Raw genomic sequence first — 16887 nt, forward strand, 5'->3', positions numbered from 1 at the left:
ACAGCACCCGGCTCCGCGCGGATGCCGGGTGCTGTCGAGTGGTGCGAGGTGCCGGAAGGCGACCGGGTGGGTCAGGCCTTCTTGGTCTCCCAGAAGATCTTGTCGATCTGGGCGATGTAGTCCAGCGCCTTCTGGCCCGTCGCCGGGTCGGTCGAGGCCTTGGCGGCGCTGAGCGCCTTGAGGGCGTCGTTGACGAGCTGGTGCAGCTCCGGGTACTTCTCGAAGTGCGGCGGCTTGAAGTAGTCGCTCCACAGCACCGAGACGTGGTGCTTGGCGAGCTCCGCGCGCTGCTCCTTGATGACCGTGGCGCGCGCCTGGAAGTGCGCGTCGTCGTTGGCCTGCATCTTTTCCTGCGTGGCCTTGACCGACTCGGCCTCGATGCGGGCCTGGGCCGGGTCGTACACGCCGCAGGGCAGGTCGCAGTGGGCGCTGACCTTCACCTTGGGGGCAAACAGGCGGGAGAGCATGTAAGAGCTTCCTTCCTCGTGATCGTCTTCTCAGGTGGGACATTACTCCGTGAGAGACGCGTTTTGGCGGGTGCCCCCTAGGGCTTAGGTCAAAAGTCCAGGGCGAGTATGGGACTGGTGGAGGATCGGACCGGGAGGTGCCGGATGGTGGAGCACGGGTGGGAGCCGACCGCGATGTTCGGGGTCGCCGAGGTGACGGGCCCGTCCATGGTGCCGACGCTGCGGCACCGCGATCAGCTGCTCGTGCACTACGGGGGGCGGTTGCGGGTGGGCGACGTCGCCGTACTGCGCCACCCCTTGCAGCAGGACCTGCTCATCGTGAAGCGGCTGGTGGACCGGCGGGACGCCGGCTGGTGGGTGCTCGGCGACAATCCGGACGCCGAGGTCGTGGACAGCAGGGCCTTCGGGGTGGTCCCGGCCGACATGGTGCTGGGCCGGGTCAGGGCGCGCTACCGGCCGATACGGGCCGGGCGTCAGCGGTCGGCCGTGGTGGTGCTCTCCTGGCTGGTTTCCGCCGTACGGCCGGTGCTCGCCGACCGGTCGGTCTCCAGGCGCTTGCGCGCCCGGTAGGCGGCGACGTTGGCGCGGGTGGCGCAGCGGTCGGAGCAGTAGCGGCGCGAGCGGTTGGTCGAGGTGTCGAGGTAGGCGTTGCGGCAGGGCGCCGCCTGGCACAGGCCCAGACGGTCCGCCCCGTGCTCGGTGAGGTGGAAGGCGAGGCCCATCGACGCGATGGCCGCGTACCCGGCGGTCGCGTTGGACGGGTGGTCCGCGAGGTGCATGTGCCAGTCGGGGCGGCCGTCCTCCTTGCGCGTCTCGTGACCGGAGATCTGCGGGCTGACCGGGAACTCCATGAGGAGCGAGTTCAGCAGGTCCACCGCGAGCGTCTCGTCGCCGCCGTCCGCCGCCTCGAAGATCGCGCGCAGGCGGGCCCGTACGGAGCGGAAGCGGGTGACGTCCGCGTCCGTGGCGCGGCGGGCCGCCGACGCGTTGCCGCCGAACAGCGCCCTTACCGCGTCCACCGACGTGAGTGAGTCCTTGTTGCGGGCCGGCTCCTCGCTGTTGACCAGGCGCAGGGCGTAGTCCGAGTAATAGGCCAGTTCCACTTGTAGTCCTTACGGGGGCGGTCTAGGGTTTCGTAATGGCTGGTTGTGCTTCGAGGGTATTACGTAGTGCGGCGGAGGAGTTCTGATGGCGGAGACGTACACGGGGTCGGCGACGGGGACGGACTGGGCGGCCTGGCAGGAGAGCTGGGACCGTCAGCAGGAGTGGTACATGCCGGACCGCGAGGAGCGGTTCCGGGTGATGCTCGACATGGTCGAGGCCCTGGTCGGCCCCGAGCCGCGGGTGCTGGATCTGGCGTGCGGTACGGGAAGTATCACGGACCGGCTGCTCAAGCGGTTCCCGAAGGCCACCAGTACGGGCGTCGACCTCGACCCGGCGCTGCTCGCCATCGCCCGGGGGTACTTCGACGGCGACGAGCGCGTCAGCTTCGTGACGGCCGACTGGAAGGATCCCCAGTGGGCCGCCGCGCTGCCGTACGGGACGTACGACGCCGTCCTCACGGCCACCGCGCTGCACTGGCTGCACACCGACGACCTGGCCGCCCTTTACGGGCAGCTGGGCGGCCTGGTCCGCTCGGACGGCGTGTTCATGAACGCCGACCACATGATCGACGAAAGCACCCCGCGCATCAACGCGGCCGAGCGCGCCCAACGGCACGCCCGCATGGACCGCGCCAGGGCAGACGGCGCCCTGGACTGGGCCGAGTGGTGGGCTCTGGCCGCCGAGGACCCCGTACTGGCCGAACCGACCGCCCGGCGCTTCGAGATCTACGGCGAGCACGCCGACGGCGACACCCCGGGCGTCGACTGGCACGTACGGACGCTGCGCGGGGCCGGCGGCTTCGGGGAGGCCCGTGCGGTGTGGCGCTCGCCCTCGGACGCGCTGGTGCTGGCGGTGAGGTGACCGCCGGGAGCGGGCACACGAAGAGGCGGTACGGACCGGGTGGTCCGTACCGCCTCCGTCGTGTCCGACTACAGCACCTTCGACAGGAACGCCTTCGTCCGGTCGTGCTGGGGGTTCGTCAGCACGTCGCGCGGGTTGCCCGACTCGACGACCACGCCGCCGTCCATGAAGACGAGCGAGTCGCCGACCTCGCGGGCGAAGCCCATCTCGTGCGTGACGACGATCATCGTCATGCCGTCCTCGGCGAGACCGCGCATCACGTCGAGCACGTCGCCCACCAGCTCGGGGTCGAGCGCCGACGTCGGCTCGTCGAAGAGCATCAGCTTCGGCTCCATGGCCAGCGCACGGGCGATCGCCACGCGCTGCTGCTGGCCGCCGGAGAGCTGCGACGGGTAGTTCTTGGCCTTGTCGGCCAGGCCGACGCGGTCCAGCAGACGCTCGGCCCGCGCGCGGGCCACCGCCTTCGCCTCGCCCTTGACCTGGATCGGGGCCTCCATGACGTTCTCGAGCGCCGTCATGTGCGGGAAGAGGTTGAAGCGCTGGAAGACCATGCCGATGTCCCGGCGGTGCGCCGCGACCTCGCTGTCCTTCAGCTCGTAGAGCTTGTCGCCCTTCTCGCGGTAGCCCACGAGACGGCCGTCGACCGAGAGCCGGCCGGCGTTGATCTGCTCCAGGTGGTTGATGCACCGCAGGAACGTGGACTTGCCGGAGCCGGACGGGCCGACCAGGCAGAACACCTCACGCGGGGCGACCTCCAGGTCGATGCCCTTGAGGATGTGGGCTGCGCCGTAGGACTTGTGTACGCCCTCGGCCTTCACCATGGCGGTCATGTCATGCCCCCCTCGGGCTCGAGAAGGACGTCAGATTGCGCCTGACCTTCTGCCACGGAGTCGGCGGCAGCGCCCGGAGCGAACCCCGGGCGTAACGGCGCTCCAGGTAGTACTGGCCGACGCTGAAGACGCTGGTCAGGACCAGGTACCAGACGGATGCCACGAGGAGCATCTCCATCACGGCGAACGAGGTGGAGCCGATGTTCTGCGCGGCTCGGGTCAGGTCGACGTACGTCACGACCGCCACCAGGGACGACGTCTTCAGCAGGTTGATGAACTCGTTGCCGGTCGGCGGCACGATCACCCGCATCGCCTGCGGCAGCACCACACGGCGCATGGTCTTGCTGTTCTTCATGCCCAGCGCGTGCGCCGCCTCCGTCTGGCCCTCGTCGACCGACTGGATGCCCGCGCGGACGATCTCCGCCATGTAGGCGCCCTCGTTCAGGCCCAGGCCCAGCAGGGCGACCATGAACGGCGTCATGACGTCGACCATCTCGTCCTTGTAGAACCCGATGTTGAGGATCGGGAAAATCAGGGCGAGGTTGAACCACAGCAGCAGCTGTACGAACACCGGAGTGCCGCGGAAGAACCAGATGTAGAGCCAGGCGACCGCGCCGGTGACGGGGTTCTTCGACAGTCGCATGACCGCGAAGACGACACCGAGGACCAGGCCAATGGCCATCGAAAGCACGCTGATCAGCAGCGTGCGGCCCATGCCTTCGAGGATGCGCTGGTCGAAGATGAAGTCACCGACCGTGCCCCACTGCACGTTGCCCTGCGAAAACGCGTAGACCAGCATGCCGAGCAGCGCGATCACCACGACGCCGGAGACCCAGCGGCCCCAGTGCCGAACCGGAATGGCCTTGATCTGCTCGGGCGGAGCGGTGGAAGCGGGGGTGGCCTCCGCCTTGGCGACCGCCGAGTCCTCGGGTGGCTCTTCGGCGGGCGCCTTGTCGAACTTGTCAGTCACAGTGACTGCCCTTCAGTGAACACTTGAGGCGAGAACGCCAGATTTACTTGCCGGCGTTGACGGTCGCCTCGGTGACGGCGCTGTTCTTGACGTCCCACTTCTCCAGGACCTTCTCGTACTCGCCGTTCTTGATGATCGCGTCCAGGGCCGCCTTGATGGCGTCGCGGAGCTCCGTGTTGTCCTTGTTCACCGCGATGCCGAACGGGCCGGCGCCGATCTGGCCGCCGGCGACCTCGAAGTCCTTGCCGCCGCCGGCGGTCTTCGCGATGTGGGCCGCGACCGGGTAGTCGTTGAGGTCGGCGACGGCGCCACCGATCTTCACGCGGGTCTGCGCCTCGGCGTCCGTGTCGAACGCGGAGATCTCAAGCTTCTTGTCACCGCACTTCTTGGCCTGGTCCTTGAAGGTGTCCTCGTAGATCGTGCCGCGCTGGACGGCGACCTTCTTGCCACAGAGGTCGTCCAGAGACTTGATGTTCTCCGGGTTGCCCTTCTTGACCAGCAGGGAGACGCCCGAGTTGAAGTAGTCGACGAAGTCGACGCCCTCGCCGGCCTTCTTGCCCTTGTCGTCCAGGCCCTCCTGGCGGGCCTTGGTGTCGCTCATGGCCGACATGACGACGTCCTGGCGGCCGGTGTTCAGCGAGGTGATCAGGCCGTCGAAGGTGCCGCTGGTGAACTTGAACTCGACGCCGAGCTCCTTGCCGAGGGCGGCGGCGATGTCGGGGTCGATGCCGACGATCTTGCCGCCCTCCTCGTACTCCATCGGGGCGTAGGCGGCGTCCGTGCCGACCTTGATCACACCGGCGTCCTGGTACTTCTTCGGCAGCTTGTCGAAGAGCGGGGCGCTGGACGACTTCGTGCCCTTGGTCTCATCGGCGTCCGAGCCGGACCCGGTCTGGTCGCCGCAGCCGGCGAGCAGCAGGGCACCGGCGACCGCGATCGCGCCGACCGCGGCTGTCCTGGACTTGGTGGCGGTCGTACGACGGGTGGTACGTGCGGTCATGGTTGGTTCCTCCGGCGAGAAAGGGGAGTGGCCTGGGAGGTCGGGCACACTACTTCGAGTATCGCGACCTCGTGTGATTACGGCATCTTGCCATTCGGACTAGCCCATTCAGGGCTCCAGCTATGTCAAAATCGGGTAACGGGTGACCCCCGAATCTCAACGGGCCGGTACATCAAGGCCGGACCTTCTGTTGAGCACTGCCATTTCGGCCGGAAAATCTGCGGTCCGTCTCGCCATTTGGATCTGATTCATGCCACCAATCGGACTTGTCCCCACATGCGGGCATGAGTCGTACCGCCGCGGTGATACGGGCTCGTCGCCGATGCCGCCGATCAGGTAGAAAAGACGGTTACACCCCTCATCCGGGGCTCAGGGCGCGTGTGCGGCGCGCCCGCGCGTACGTACCTCCTCTCTGTCAGGGCGGGCCAACCGCCCAGCGCAGGGAACGGACGCGGTGCCCGCCCACCCCTCCTCAACCAGGAGCGGCCACCCTCAACTGATGAAGACTTAAGGGGTAAAACGAATGGCAGCGGAGATCGTCAATCCTCGCAGCGACAGCAGTGCGGACAGGACTATGGACAGCAACACGGGCAACAGTGCGGAAGGGGCTCCGGAGGAGCCCTTCGATCCGGCCTTCGCCCTGCACCGCGGTGGCAAGATGGCCATCCAGGCGACCGTTCCGGTGCGCGACAAGGACGACCTGTCCCTCGCGTACACGCCGGGCGTCGCCAAGGTGTGCAGCGCGATCGCGGAGCAGCCCGATCTGGTCAACGACTACACCTGGAAATCGAACGTCGTGGCCGTCGTGACGGACGGCACGGCGGTGCTCGGGCTCGGTGACATCGGCCCCGAGGCCTCGCTCCCCGTCATGGAGGGCAAGGCGATCCTCTTCAAGCAGTTCGGCGGCGTCGACGCGGTGCCGATCGCGCTCGCGACGACCGACGTGGACGAGATCATCGAGACCGTCGTGCGGCTCGGCCCGTCCTTCGGCGGCGTGAACCTGGAGGACATCTCGGCGCCCCGCTGCTTCGAGATCGAGCGCCGGCTCCAGGAGGAGCTGGACATTCCGGTCTTCCACGACGACCAGCACGGCACGGCCGTGGTCACCCTGGCCGCGCTGCGCAACGCCGCCAGGCTCACCGGCCGTACGCTCGGCGACCTGCGCGCCGTGATCTCGGGCGCCGGTGCGGCCGGGGTCGCCATCGCGAAGTTCCTGCTGGCGGCCGGGCTCGGTGACGTGGCCGTCGCCGACCGCAAGGGCATCGTCAGCCGGGACCGCGACGACCTCACGGACGTCAAGCGCGAGCTGGCCGAGATCACGAACCGGGCCGGGCTGACCGGCTCGCTGGAGACGGCGCTCGTCGGCGCCGACGTCTTCATCGGCGTTTCCGGCGGTACGGTGCCGGAGCCGGCGGTGGCGTCGATGGCGCCGCAGTCGTTCGTGTTCGCCATGGCCAACCCGAACCCGGAGGTCCACCCGGACGTCGCGCACAAGTACGCGGCGGTCGTCGCCACCGGGCGCAGCGACTACCCGAACCAGATCAACAACGTGCTGGCCTTCCCGGGGATCTTCGCGGGCGCGCTCCAGGTGCGCGCGTCGAGGATCACCGAGGGCATGAAGATCGCGGCGGCGAACGCGCTGGCGGACGTCGTCGGCGACGCGCTGGCCGCGGACTACGTCATCCCGTCCCCCTTCGACGAGCGCGTCGCTCCGGCCGTCACGGCGGCCGTGGCGGCGGCGGCTCGCGCGGAGGGTGTCGCGCGACGGTAGCCACCGGCTCCGCCTGAGACGGGCCGTGCCGTGTCCCCGCGAGGGGGCGCGGCACGGCCCGTCGCCTGTGTGGGGGGTGCGGGTGCCCCGGATTCCGCTCGCCGCTCGTGTGAGCGACGCGTGTCACACCCGTGCGTGGTTCCGTCGCGCGGCGAGCCGCCCTATCGTCATGGTCATGTTCGCCGCCTACGCCGCCCGCATCGACCGCGACCAGCCGCTGAACGGCCTCGAGCTGGGCGAGCGCCCCGCGCCCGAGGTGAGGCCCGGCTGGACCACCGTCACCGTCAAGGCCGCCTCGCTCAACCACCACGACCTGTGGTCGCTGCGCGGCGTCGGCCTGGGCGAGGAGGCTCTGCCGATGATCCTCGGCTGTGACGCAGCCGGGATCGACGCCGACGGCAACGAGGTCGTCGTGCACTCCGTGATCGGCGAGACGGGACACGGCGTGGGGCCCCGCGAGAAGCGCTCCATCCTGACCGAGAAGTACCAGGGCACCTTCGCCGAGCAGGTCACCGTCCCGGCGTGGAACGTCCTCCCCAAGCCCAGGGAGCTGTCGTTCGCCGAGGCCGCCTGCCTGCCGACCGCCTGGCTCACGGCGTACCGGATGCTCTTCACCAACGCGGGTGTGCGCCCCGGCGACAGCGTCCTCGTGCAGGGTGCGGGCGGCGGGGTCGCGACCGCTGCGATCGTCCTCGGGAAGGCGGCGGGCCTGCGGGTGTACGCCACCAGCCGCGACGAGGCCAAGCGCAAGCGGGCGGTCGAGCTGGGCGCGGTCGAGGCGTTCGAGCCGGGCGCGCGGCTGCCGCAGCGGGTGGACGCGGTGATCGAGACCGTCGGCGCCGCGACCTGGTCGCACTCGGTGAAGTCCCTGCGGCCCGGCGGCACGCTGGTCATCTCCGGCGCGACCAGCGGCCCGAACCCGCCGTCCGCCGAACTCAACCGGATCTTCTTCCTTGAGCTCAAGGTCGTCGGCTCGACGATGGGCTCCAAGGACGAGCTCGAGGACCTGCTGTCGTTCTGCGCGACGACGGGCGTACGGCCGGTCGTCGACGAGGTGCTGCCGCTGGACCGGGCCCGGGAGGGCTTCGAGCGGATGGCGGGCGGCGACCTTTTCGGAAAGATCGTGCTGACGACCTCTTGATGGACCGTCAGTTCTGCTGATGTGCTCTCCGGCACGCGACGACGACGTGCTGCCGGAGGGGTTTCCGTGGTTTCTGTGGTGTCCGTACGAGCTCGAACCGTCCGCATCTGGGCCGCTGCCGTCTGTACGGCCGCACTGGCGGCCGGGGCCCTGACCCCGGCGGCCGCCGCACGGGAGTCCGGCGGCGGTGACGCGGTCCCCCGGCTCACCGACGACCGGGGCCGCGTCCTCACCCTGCGCGGCTGGAACGTCGAGGACAAGACCCACCGCGGCGACGAGGCGCTGTCCGCCATCACGGAGAAGCACTTCCGCGACCTGCGCGGGCGCGGCTTCAACTTCGCCCGCCTGCTCGTCTTCTGGGACGACCTGGAGCCCCGGCGCGGGCGGTACAGCACGGCGTACCTCCGCAAGATCGAGCGCATTCTGGACTGGGCCGAGAAGTACGACGTGCACGTGCTGATCGACGCCCACCAGGACGTCTTCGGCCCGGCCTTCGGCCACCGCGGCATCCCGGAGTGGGCGACCCGCACCGACGGGCTGCCGTTCACGCCCAACCCCGACGACTGGTTCTCCGAGTACTTCCAGCCGGCCGTCCAGCGGGCCTTCACCCATCTCTACGAGGACCCGGACCTCCGGCGCGCCCAGGCCGCCATGTGGCGGGTGCTCGCGGACCGGTTCGCGGACCATCCGGCGGTGCTCGGGTACGACCTGATCAACGAGCCGATGGGTGAGCTGCGGGAGGGCGAGGACCTGCCGACGGCGGCCCGCCGGATCGAACGCGACCAGATCACTCCGATGCACAACCGCCTGGCCGACGCGGTCCGGTCGGTCGACCGCCACTCCTGGGTGTTCGTCGAGCCGACGCCCATCGTGGGCGAGGGCGTGCCCACCGGTCTGGGCAGGATCGACGACCCGAAGGTCGTGTACGCGCCGCACTTCTACAACACCGCGATGGAGGCGGGCGCCGACTACGACCCGGCGGCGGGCTGGATCGAGTCGTACGAGGCCGCTGTGACGGAGTACCCGCAGCGGTACCGCGTGCCGGTGGTGGTGGGCGAGTGGGGGCCGCTCAACAACGCCCTGCCGAACATGGGGCGCTTCTACCGGGACGCGCTGGCGTCCATGAACCGCTACAGCTCCGGTTGGGCGGGCTACGTGTGGTGCTACGGCGGTGGCTACTGCGCGGTGGACGCGGCGGGGGAGTTCCGTACGAACAAGGAGCAGACGGCGTCGCCGTACGCGCCCGCCGTCGCCGGGCAGCCGCGATCGCAGTCGTACGACCCGGCCACCCGCACCTACCGGCTGACGTACGTCGCCTCCGGGCGCGGCGCCACCGAGCTGTCGCTGCCCTCGCGGGCCCGCGACTGGCGGGTGCGGGTGGAGGGGCCGGCGTGGGTGCGGGCCGGGCGGATCCACGCGCGGCCGGGGGCGCGGATCTCGGTGACGGTCGAGCCTTCCTCTTCCTCTACTCCCGCTCCTGTGCCCGCGACGGCGACCGGGATGCGGTGAACGGAGGAGTGGGCGGGCTTGTCCGGTCCCGTACGGGTCTCACTCGCGTGTCGTCAACCTTGGTTGACGCCCGGCGGCTGTCAATGTAGGTTGACAGTCATGACCGATGCAACGGATCTCGCCGAGCGCGCGGGCGACCAGGACCCCCGGGTGGGGCTGCGCGCCGTCGTCGCGCTGCGGCGGCTGCTGGAGCAGCTCGAAGCCGTGCAAGTGAGAAGCGCCCGCAATCAGGGCTGGTCGTGGCAGGAGATCGCGGCCGAGCTGGGCGTCAGCCGGCAGGCAGTCCACAAGAAGTACGGGAGGCGTTGATGTTCGAGCGGTTGACGAAGAGTGCCAAGGGCGTCGTCAGGGGCGCGGTGATCCAGGCGGAACGGGCGGGCGCCGACTCGGTCACCGAGGAGCACATGCTGCTGGCCCTGCTGCACCAGGAGGGCACGCGTTCGTCCTTCGCCTTCGCCGCCCTGGGCGTCGCCGGGCGCCGTGACGAGGTCGCACGGGCGCTGGCCGAGGTGCGGCGCCGGGGCGGGCTGTCCAAGGCGGACCAGGAGGCGCTGGCCGGCATCGGCATCGATGTGGCGGAGATCGTCTCGAAGGTGGAGGAGGCGCACGGCGAGGGCGCGCTGCGGTCGGGGCGCGGCGTGCGGCGCGGCCTGCTGGGGACGCACCGACCGTTCACGCCACGGGCCAAGGCCGTGCTGGAGAACTCCCTGCGGGTGGCGCTCGGGCGGGGCGACCGGCACGTCGGCGACGAGCACCTGCTGCTCGCGCTGATCGCACAACCGGGCGCCGTCGCCGACGTGCTGGCGGAGTACGGGGCGACGTACGGAGCGGCGGAGCGCGCACTGTTCGGTGACCCGGGCGCGGCCGCGGCGGGCTGACGCGGGCCCCTGGCCGCCCGCGCCGGCGGGCTGACGAGGGCCGCCGGTGCGGGGCGGGCGGCGGCGAAGGGCGGGGCGCGGTGCACGGCCGTCGCGCAGGGGCGGGGCGCCGGGCCCGCGCCCCGTTCCCCCGCTCGTCCTCCCGGGTGGCTCCGCCCCTCCGGCGCGGCCGCCGAGGGCTGACGCGGGGCGGCCTCTCGGGAGAGCGGGCTCAACGTACGGCGATCGGCCGAGGGGCGGACGCGGTGTGCGGCCGCCCCGCAGGGCACTGGGCCCTTGGCGCGTCCCCGGTGGCTTCGCGCCCCGGCGCCCCGACTTGGACTCCCCCTACTTCTCCGGCTGCCGCAGCAGCGCCGCCAGATGGGCCGCTGTCGTGGACAGGTGCCGTCGGGCCTCCTGGAGCTGGGCCGGGGTCACGCCGTGGTCGCGGGCCGCGTCGCGGATGTCGTCCCGGAAGCGGTCGAGCAGGCGGTCCAGGTCGCGGGCCGGTTCGCCGGACCCGGGGTCCCGGGCCCATGCGGGCTCCGGAGGGGTGTCCGTACGCTCGACCTTGACGTCGGCGGTCTCCGCCGCCGGTTCCGCGGGCTGCGGCGGGCGGCCGAAGAAGCCGAACTGCTTGCTGATCTCCGCCAGGCCCTCCCGTACCCCCTTGGGCCAGTCGCCCCGCGCGAACTGCTCCTGCACCTGCTGCGCGAGCCGCTGCACCTGCTCCCGCGCCTTGTCCTGTGCCTCCTGCGCCTGGCGGCGCGCCTCCTGCGCGTCCTCGCGGGCGCGGCGGCTCTCGTCCTTCGCGCGGCGGGCCTGCTCCTTCCACTCCAGCTTGGCCTTGCGCAGTTCCTCCTTCGCCGCCCGCCACGCCTCGCTGTCCCCGAACGCGGCCTCCCAGTCGCCGCCCTTCGACGGCGACGGCGCGGCCTGCTGCCGGGTCTCGCTCGCGGCGGCCCGCATCTCGCGACGCAGCCTGCCCGCCGCGCCGCGCACGTCGTCGCGGATCTCGGCGGCCAGTCCGGAGACCGACTCGCGGATCTCCAGCTCCAGGTCGGCCAGCTCGCCGCCGCGCCCCGCCAGTTCGGCGCGTCCCGCGTCGGTGATCGAGTAGACCTTGCGGCCGCCCTCGGTGGCGTGCGTGACCAGGCCCTCCGCCTCCAGCTTGGCGAGGCGGGGGTAGACGGTGCCGGCGGACGGGGCGTAGAGGCCCTGGAAGCGCTCCTCCAGGAGGCGTATCACCTCGTAACCGTGGCGCGGGGCCTCGTCGAGCAGCTTCAGCAGGTACAGGCGCAGGCGGCCGTGGGCGAATACGGGAGGCATGTCAGAGCACCTTCTTGTCGGCGGGAGCGTCCGCTTCGTCCTGGCCGGCCGGAGCGTCCGCGTCGTGCGGGACGTCGTCGCCGGCCGGCGGGCGGCGCAGCAGGGCGATGGAGCCGGAGACGGTCGTCGCGCGGAGCCGGCCGCTGCCGGCCCCCAGCGTGCCCGTGATCCTCTTCGCCCCCCACTGGCCGGTGACGCGCAGGTCCTCGAAGGCGTTGGACACGGAACCGCTCGCCGTGTTCGCCTCGACCGTCGCGTCGGCAGGGTGCGGCAGGCGGACGGCCACCTCGCCCGAGACCGAGGTGAGGGAGATGTCGGCCGGCTTCCCGGCGGGGTCCACGTCGACGACCATGTCGCCGCTGACCGAGTCGGCCCGTACGGCGGAGCCCGAGCCGTCCACGACCGTCAGGTCGCCGGACACGGAGTGGAAGCGGAGCTCTCCGGTGACGCCCTGCGCCTCCACGCCGCCCGCGACGGTGTCGGCGCGCACGGGACCGGAGAGGCCGACGAGGGTGATGTCGCCGGTGATGCCGCGTACGTCCGTGGGGCCCGCGATCCGCGAGACGACGGCGCCCGCGCCGATGACGCCCACCGCGATGGACGCGCCGGCGGGTACGGCGAGGGAGACGACGGCGCTGCGCCGCGGGCCCTTGGGGTCGAGCCACTTGAGGAAGCCCTTCCAGGGCAGGTCCTCGTAGGTGACCGTCAGGGTGCCTTCTTCCTGGGTGACGATCAGCGGCGGGCCGTCGAGCGCGGAGACTTCGAGACGGGCGGGGCCCTCGTCGACGCCGACGACGTTCACCGTGCCGTCGACGATGCGCACGCTGAGCGCGGTCACCGGGTCCTCGAAGGTGAGCTTCTGCGGCTCGGCGACCGCCCGTGTCGGCTGGGTCATGCTTCTCCCCGATCTGGTCGGTCCGGCGCCAGGCGCCGCACAGCAACGCAACATATCGCGTCTATGTCCACTCACGATATATCGCGGCGAATCGAAGTCAAGGGCGGTGGGCCGGGGCACCGCCCACGCGAGCGGCCCACTCGTACGCGCCGTACCGGGACGGAGGACCTAGCGTGAAGGCATGAACGCGACATTCGGTGCCCGTCCGGTGGGAGCGCTGCTGCTGTGCGCGGCCGACACCGAGGCGGTACGGCCCGCGGCCCACCTGCTGCGCGAACGCCTGCTCCTGGCGCCCGCCGACGACGCCGGGTCCGGCCAGGCATCCGGGTCCAAGGAGCGGTGGAGCGTCGTCGTGCCCGAGGGCAAGCCCTGGCTGGACGGGGGCGAACCGGTCGACCGGGTGCTCGCGGGCTGGGCCACGGCGCTCGCCGTCGGCGTCACCTGGCCGGTTCTCGCCCTCTGGTGGGACGCCGACCGGGCCGGTTTCACGCTCGCCTCGGGCTTCCGGCGCCAGGTCGGCTACGAGTGGCTCGCGGACGGGACGCCGGTGGGGGAGGACGAGGCGATGCGCACGTTCGCGGCCCGGCTCGGGCTCGATCCCGTACTGGACGTGGAGGCCCTGGCGGCGCTCACCCGCCCCGACGCCGACGCCGACGGCCGGGCCAGGCTGGTCGGCCTCGTCGCGGTACTGTCCCGCCTCGGCCTCGTGCTGCCCGCCGGCCTGGCGCCCGGCGAACCGGCCGACCGGCTGCGGGAGGCGGCGCGGGCGCGGCCGGGCGCGGAGACGGTCGAGTGGTCCGGCTGGCGCGACGCCGTGCGCGCGGAACTCGACGTCGTCGAGAGCGGCCCGGCCGGCCCCTGGCTCCGGGGCCGCAGGGCCCGCCTCCTGAACGCCGCCCAGCTGGCCGCCGGCGTCTCGCTCGCCCTGTGGGGCCTGCGCAGGCGCGACGGCGGCTGGGCGTTCGCGGGCGGGGTGCTGGTCGCGCAGGGCGCGCTCGGTCTCGCGTACGACCGGCTCCGGGCCCGCGCCTGACACGTCCGCACGCGCACCGGCTCAGGCATGCACCCTGTAGGTCCGCACGCGCCTTGTACGTCCGCACGCCCACCGGCCCGGGCCCGCGCCTGGTTAGTCCGTGCGCGGACCGACTGCGGCCCGCGCCGAGCCGGCCGTGCGTACGGGCCCTCCGTACGGGCTACTCCTCGTCGTCCTCGTCGTCCAGGCGGGCCAGCCAGGTCGCCAGGCGCTCGACCGGAACCTCGAAGTCCGGGTTGAGGTCGACGAAGGTGCGCAGCTGCTCGGCGAGCCACTCGAAGGTGACTTCCTCCTCGCCGCGCCGCTTCTCCAGCTCCTCGATGCCGCGATCGGTGAAGTACAAGGTGGTGCTCCGTGGTGGGACAGGCGGGTGGCCAGGGGCGGACAGCGGTTGTTCCAAGCCAGGATAGGCACTGATCCCCGAGTCCCTCGCGCTCGTACCCAGCAGCGATTAACCTTCACCATTCATCGCGTGGGGGAGCGGGGGACGCTGTGGCCAATGGGATCGCACAGGTTCGGCTCGACGACGGGACCGTCGTCTGGGCGCGCGTCAGCGAGGCACAGGAGCTCGACCGGGGCGGCGGCTACCGGGACACCGGCATCGGGGACCGGGTCGTGTCCATGGCGGGCGGACTGACCGACGTCGTCCAGGGCGTGGTGCGCTCCCTGCGCGCCGGGCTGCGGCCCCCCGCCCCCGTCGAGGTCGCCGTGACCTTCGGCATCGAGCTGTCCGCCCAGGCCGGCAAGGTGGTCGGGGTCCTCGCCGACGGCGGCGGCAAGGCGTCGGTCACCGTCTCCCTGACGTGGACCGAACCGGCGCAGCCGCCGGCCGCCGACCCGCCCGCCGGCCCCCTGCCGCCGATGCCCGCCGACCCGCCCGCGCGCCCCGGGGCGCACCCGGACGCCGACCCGGCCGTCGCGCCGGACCCGGGGCCGGGCTCCCCGGCCCCCGGCACCGTATGAGCGCGCCGTGAACGTCTTCGACGAGAGCGTGCGCCCCTCGCTCGTACGCATCGCCGCGCCCGGAGCCGGGTATGACCCGCACGGCGCCCACTACTGGGGCAGCGGATTCTTCATCGCCCCCGGCTGGGTGCTGACCTGCGCCCATGTCGTGGGAAAGGGGGGAGCCGCCGTGTGGAGGGGTGAACGTGCGCTCGGCATCACCTGGCAGGGCGGTGTGACCACGGGGGAAGTGGTGCTCGCCAAGCCGCGCCCCGCCGATCCCGAAGAGCCGCCGTACCGCTGGGAGTTCCCCGACATCGCCCTGGTCCGCGTCCCGGACGCGCGGGACGCCGCCTGCGTCTGGCTCAGCGAGCGTCCGCCCGCCATCCCCGCCGACGTGAGCCTGCACGGATGGTCGCGCGAGACCGGCGACCTGGGCATCCGGTACGGCATCGGCAAGGCGCACGCCACCGACGGCAAGGCGCTGCTGTTACGGGGCAGCCTGCCCGTCGAGGGCTGCTCCGGAGGACCCGTCGTCGACCTCCGGCACGGCGCCGTCGTCGCCATGAACAAGGGGCGCGGCGAGCACGAGGGAGCGGCCGTGCCCCTCACCGCGCTCCGCGAACTGCACGACCTGCGCGGCGGCGGCATCCTCCACACCGTCCTGCGCGAGCACGACCGTCACCATCTGCGCCGCTTCCGCAGCACCACGGCCGCGGGCGGCGGCTGGATCAAGGCGCAGGCCGACCTGCGCAAAGGTGCGCCGGGGTTCCTGCCCGCCGCGCGCGCCCACCTCTTCGGCCGGTTCGCGGAACTGCCCCCGCCCACCGGACCCGGCGAGGTCATGACCCTCGTCGACGACGTCAAGCGCCGTGTCCTGCACAGCGGTTACCAGTCACCCATCGAGCACGACCCGCGCACCTGGCGCGACGGCGTCGGTCTGCTGCACGACCTGCGCGGCCACGCGAGCGGACGCGACCTCGACGTCGACGCGGTCCTGCTGTACGCCGCCAAGGTCGTCCGGCACCTCGCCGGCCAGGGCCCGGGCCGCTGCGCCGGGGCGGAGCGCACCGCCCTCACCGAGCTCGCCGAGTGGATCACCACACAGAGCGAGTCGGCGCACCAGGCGATCCGCGAGGAGATCGCCCAGGTGCTGGAGTCCCGCGGGACGGCTGCCGCGGCCACCGGGTTCGGCTTCCCGCAGGTACGGGAGCGCCCGGCCGGTCAGGCCCGCGCCGACGTGCTCGTCGAGATCGACCCGGTGCACTACGGCGACCGCTACCCCTGGCGCGTCAAGCTCCTCTACGACGGCCGGACCGTCAGCCCGCTCTCCGGCGACGACCGGGGCGTGCCCCGCGCCGCACTGCGCGAGACCCTGCGCGAACCGCTGGCCGACGCCCTGCGCCGGGGCGACAGCGGCGAGCATCTGGCGGCGGTCGAGGCACTGCTGCCGCGCGAGCTGTTCGACGAGCCCCTCGACACCTGGCGGCTCTCTCCCGAGGACGACCTCTTCGACGAGCACAGCATGGCCCTGGGGGAACGCCGCATCGTCGTCATACGGGACCGCAGGCGCCGGGACCGCCCCGCGAGCCCCGAGTGGCGCCGCCGCTGGAAGGCAGCCGTCCGGGGGCCGCTGTCCGTCGTACCGCTGCGCGGCGAGGTCCCCGCGTCCGGGCACGGCCCCGGCGCCCGCCGGGAGTCCCGCAGGGCCGCGTACGCCAGGCTGTCCGACGCCGAGGACGGCACCGTGCCCGTGTACTGCGGGCCGGTCGGCAGCGGCGACGGCTTCGACGCCATGGCCGCCGCGCTGGCCGCCGGGCACCCGCTCGCGCTGTGGCGCCGGTGCGGCCGGGAGCACACCGACTGCCACGAGTTCCACGTACGGGCCGACGCACTGCTGGTGCGCGCCGACGGCGTGGAGGGCCTGCACCGGCACATACGTTCCCTGCGCATCGTTTCGATGGACCCGGACGCGACGCCCGACGCCGTGTCGGACGCGTCCTGGGCCGCGTCGGTCGCCGTACTCTTCGATCCGCCCGACCGTCCGCCGTACGACGGGGCGCCCCTCCAGGCCCCGCCGCCGGTGTCGGGACCCAGCGCGTGACAACCGTCAGGAGGAGTCCCTCATGTGCGGCCGAAATCCGTGGTCCGGACCTCAACCAGGCTCGGCGGCAAGGG

The 16887-nt window shown here is 71.9% G+C and carries 18 protein-coding genes; 10 read left to right on the forward strand and 8 right to left on the reverse strand.

Features of this window, described 5'->3' with window-relative positions; translation table 11 throughout:
* Nucleotides 1–71: 71 nt before the first annotated feature.
* The gene (gene sodN / locus ACWGH0_RS16575) at nucleotides 72–467 is read right to left on the reverse strand and encodes a superoxide dismutase, Ni (RefSeq protein WP_069926993.1); all 396 of its coding nucleotides are present in this window, start codon (nucleotides 465–467) and stop codon (nucleotides 72–74) included.
* A gap of 144 nt (nucleotides 468–611) precedes the next feature.
* Here sodN and sodX point away from each other — a divergent pair, with 144 nt between their 5' ends.
* Nucleotides 612–1037, forward strand: a complete 426-nt coding sequence (gene sodX, locus ACWGH0_RS16580) for a nickel-type superoxide dismutase maturation protease (protein ID WP_453404847.1) — start codon at nucleotides 612–614, stop codon at nucleotides 1035–1037.
* On the opposite strand, the gene ACWGH0_RS16585 is transcribed toward sodX, so the two are convergent.
* Entirely contained in the window at nucleotides 941–1570 is a 630-nt protein-coding gene (locus tag ACWGH0_RS16585; RefSeq protein WP_453404848.1) for a CGNR zinc finger domain-containing protein, read from the reverse strand. The two genes, sodX and ACWGH0_RS16585, sit on opposite strands and share 97 nt — an antisense overlap.
* Nucleotides 1571–1655: 85 nt before the next feature.
* Here ACWGH0_RS16585 and ACWGH0_RS16590 point away from each other — a divergent pair, with 85 nt between their 5' ends.
* Complete coding sequence (locus ACWGH0_RS16590) at nucleotides 1656–2432, forward strand: class I SAM-dependent methyltransferase (RefSeq protein ID WP_453404849.1); 777 nt, start codon at nucleotides 1656–1658, stop codon at nucleotides 2430–2432.
* A gap of 68 nt (nucleotides 2433–2500) precedes the next feature.
* Here the strand turns inward: ACWGH0_RS16590 and ACWGH0_RS16595 are convergent, their stop codons facing one another.
* The 3 genes from ACWGH0_RS16595 to ACWGH0_RS16605 are packed head-to-tail and all read right to left on the reverse strand — an operon-like array spanning nucleotide 2501 to nucleotide 5232.
* Nucleotides 2501–3262, reverse strand: a complete 762-nt coding sequence (locus ACWGH0_RS16595; protein ID WP_453404850.1) for an amino acid ABC transporter ATP-binding protein — start codon at nucleotides 3260–3262, stop codon at nucleotides 2501–2503.
* Nucleotide 3263: 1 nt separating this feature from the next.
* Nucleotides 3264–4232: an amino acid ABC transporter permease gene (locus ACWGH0_RS16600; RefSeq protein ID WP_453404851.1), complete on the reverse strand. Its 969-nt coding sequence runs from the start codon at nucleotides 4230–4232 to the stop codon at nucleotides 3264–3266.
* Nucleotides 4233–4275: 43 nt separating this feature from the next.
* Nucleotides 4276–5232, reverse strand: coding sequence for an ABC transporter substrate-binding protein (locus tag ACWGH0_RS16605; protein ID WP_453404852.1), 957 nt, complete (start codon nucleotides 5230–5232; stop codon nucleotides 4276–4278).
* A 523-nt stretch (nucleotides 5233–5755) separates the two neighbouring features.
* On the opposite strand from ACWGH0_RS16605, the gene ACWGH0_RS16610 reads away from it, so the two are divergent.
* The 5 genes from ACWGH0_RS16610 to ACWGH0_RS16630 all read left to right on the forward strand — a co-directional run bounded on the left by ACWGH0_RS16610 (nucleotide 5756) and on the right by ACWGH0_RS16630 (nucleotide 10531).
* Nucleotides 5756–7003 (forward strand): NAD(P)-dependent malic enzyme, encoded by a 1248-nt coding sequence (locus tag ACWGH0_RS16610; protein WP_453404853.1) that lies wholly within the window; start codon nucleotides 5756–5758, stop codon nucleotides 7001–7003.
* 169 nt (nucleotides 7004–7172) lie between these two features.
* Complete coding sequence (locus tag ACWGH0_RS16615) at nucleotides 7173–8144, forward strand: zinc-binding dehydrogenase (RefSeq protein ID WP_453404854.1); 972 nt, start codon at nucleotides 7173–7175, stop codon at nucleotides 8142–8144.
* Between the two features lie 75 nt (nucleotides 8145–8219).
* On the forward strand, nucleotides 8220–9653 hold the full coding sequence (locus tag ACWGH0_RS16620; RefSeq protein ID WP_453404876.1) for a cellulase family glycosylhydrolase: 1434 nt from the start codon (nucleotides 8220–8222) through the stop codon (nucleotides 9651–9653).
* 99 nt (nucleotides 9654–9752) lie between these two features.
* Nucleotides 9753–9962 carry a helix-turn-helix domain-containing protein gene (locus tag ACWGH0_RS16625; protein ID WP_453404855.1) on the forward strand — a complete coding sequence of 70 codons (210 nt, stop codon included), beginning with the start codon at nucleotides 9753–9755 and terminating at the stop codon, nucleotides 9960–9962.
* Nucleotides 9962–10531, forward strand: coding sequence for a Clp protease N-terminal domain-containing protein (locus ACWGH0_RS16630; protein WP_453404856.1), 570 nt, complete (start codon nucleotides 9962–9964; stop codon nucleotides 10529–10531). The genes ACWGH0_RS16625 and ACWGH0_RS16630 overlap by 1 nt, the downstream gene beginning before the upstream one ends.
* Nucleotides 10532–10858: 327 nt before the next feature.
* Here ACWGH0_RS16630 and ACWGH0_RS16635 read toward each other — a convergent pair whose 3' ends face one another.
* On the reverse strand, nucleotides 10859–11839 hold the full coding sequence (locus tag ACWGH0_RS16635) for a helix-turn-helix transcriptional regulator (protein ID WP_453404857.1): 981 nt from the start codon (nucleotides 11837–11839) through the stop codon (nucleotides 10859–10861).
* A 1-nt stretch (nucleotide 11840) separates the two neighbouring features.
* A complete protein-coding gene (locus ACWGH0_RS16640) occupies nucleotides 11841–12734 on the reverse strand; it encodes a DUF4097 family beta strand repeat-containing protein (protein WP_453404858.1) in 894 nt (297 codons plus the stop codon).
* A 181-nt stretch (nucleotides 12735–12915) separates the two neighbouring features.
* On the opposite strand from ACWGH0_RS16640, the gene ACWGH0_RS16645 reads away from it, so the two are divergent.
* Nucleotides 12916–13767 (forward strand): hypothetical protein, encoded by an 852-nt coding sequence (locus ACWGH0_RS16645; protein ID WP_453404859.1) that lies wholly within the window; start codon nucleotides 12916–12918, stop codon nucleotides 13765–13767.
* Nucleotides 13768–13927: 160 nt separating this feature from the next.
* Here the strand turns inward: ACWGH0_RS16645 and ACWGH0_RS16650 are convergent, their stop codons facing one another.
* Nucleotides 13928–14110 carry a DUF6104 family protein gene (locus ACWGH0_RS16650; protein WP_005312030.1) on the reverse strand — a complete coding sequence of 61 codons (183 nt, stop codon included), beginning with the start codon at nucleotides 14108–14110 and terminating at the stop codon, nucleotides 13928–13930.
* 149 nt (nucleotides 14111–14259) lie between these two features.
* Here ACWGH0_RS16650 and ACWGH0_RS16655 point away from each other — a divergent pair, with 149 nt between their 5' ends.
* Nucleotides 14260–14730 (forward strand): CU044_2847 family protein, encoded by a 471-nt coding sequence (locus tag ACWGH0_RS16655; RefSeq protein ID WP_453404860.1) that lies wholly within the window; start codon nucleotides 14260–14262, stop codon nucleotides 14728–14730.
* A gap of 7 nt (nucleotides 14731–14737) precedes the next feature.
* On the forward strand, nucleotides 14738–16813 hold the full coding sequence (locus ACWGH0_RS16660; protein WP_453404861.1) for a VMAP-C domain-containing protein: 2076 nt from the start codon (nucleotides 14738–14740) through the stop codon (nucleotides 16811–16813).
* The last annotated feature ends 74 nt before the right edge of the window (nucleotides 16814–16887 follow it).

The organism is Streptomyces sp. NPDC054887, assembly GCF_053610585.1.

Excerpts from the sequence above, each read along its gene's own strand:
- sodN (WP_069926993.1), bottom strand. The coding sequence starts at position 467 with ATGCTCTCCCGCCTGTTTGCCCCCAAGGTGAAGGTCAGCGCCCACTGC.
- sodX (WP_453404847.1), top strand. The coding sequence starts at position 612 with ATGGTGGAGCACGGGTGGGAGCCGACCGCGATGTTCGGGGTCGCCGAG.
- ACWGH0_RS16590 (WP_453404849.1), top strand. The coding sequence starts at position 1,656 with ATGGCGGAGACGTACACGGGGTCGGCGACGGGGACGGACTGGGCGGCC.
- ACWGH0_RS16595 (WP_453404850.1), bottom strand. The coding sequence starts at position 3,262 with ATGACCGCCATGGTGAAGGCCGAGGGCGTACACAAGTCCTACGGCGCA.
- ACWGH0_RS16605 (WP_453404852.1), bottom strand. The coding sequence starts at position 5,232 with ATGACCGCACGTACCACCCGTCGTACGACCGCCACCAAGTCCAGGACA.
- ACWGH0_RS16610 (WP_453404853.1), top strand. The coding sequence starts at position 5,756 with ATGGCAGCGGAGATCGTCAATCCTCGCAGCGACAGCAGTGCGGACAGG.
- ACWGH0_RS16615 (WP_453404854.1), top strand. The coding sequence starts at position 7,173 with ATGGTCATGTTCGCCGCCTACGCCGCCCGCATCGACCGCGACCAGCCG.
- ACWGH0_RS16625 (WP_453404855.1), top strand. The coding sequence starts at position 9,753 with ATGACCGATGCAACGGATCTCGCCGAGCGCGCGGGCGACCAGGACCCC.
- ACWGH0_RS16630 (WP_453404856.1), top strand. The coding sequence starts at position 9,962 with ATGTTCGAGCGGTTGACGAAGAGTGCCAAGGGCGTCGTCAGGGGCGCG.
- ACWGH0_RS16635 (WP_453404857.1), bottom strand. The coding sequence starts at position 11,839 with ATGCCTCCCGTATTCGCCCACGGCCGCCTGCGCCTGTACCTGCTGAAG.
- ACWGH0_RS16640 (WP_453404858.1), bottom strand. The coding sequence starts at position 12,734 with ATGACCCAGCCGACACGGGCGGTCGCCGAGCCGCAGAAGCTCACCTTC.
- ACWGH0_RS16645 (WP_453404859.1), top strand. The coding sequence starts at position 12,916 with ATGAACGCGACATTCGGTGCCCGTCCGGTGGGAGCGCTGCTGCTGTGC.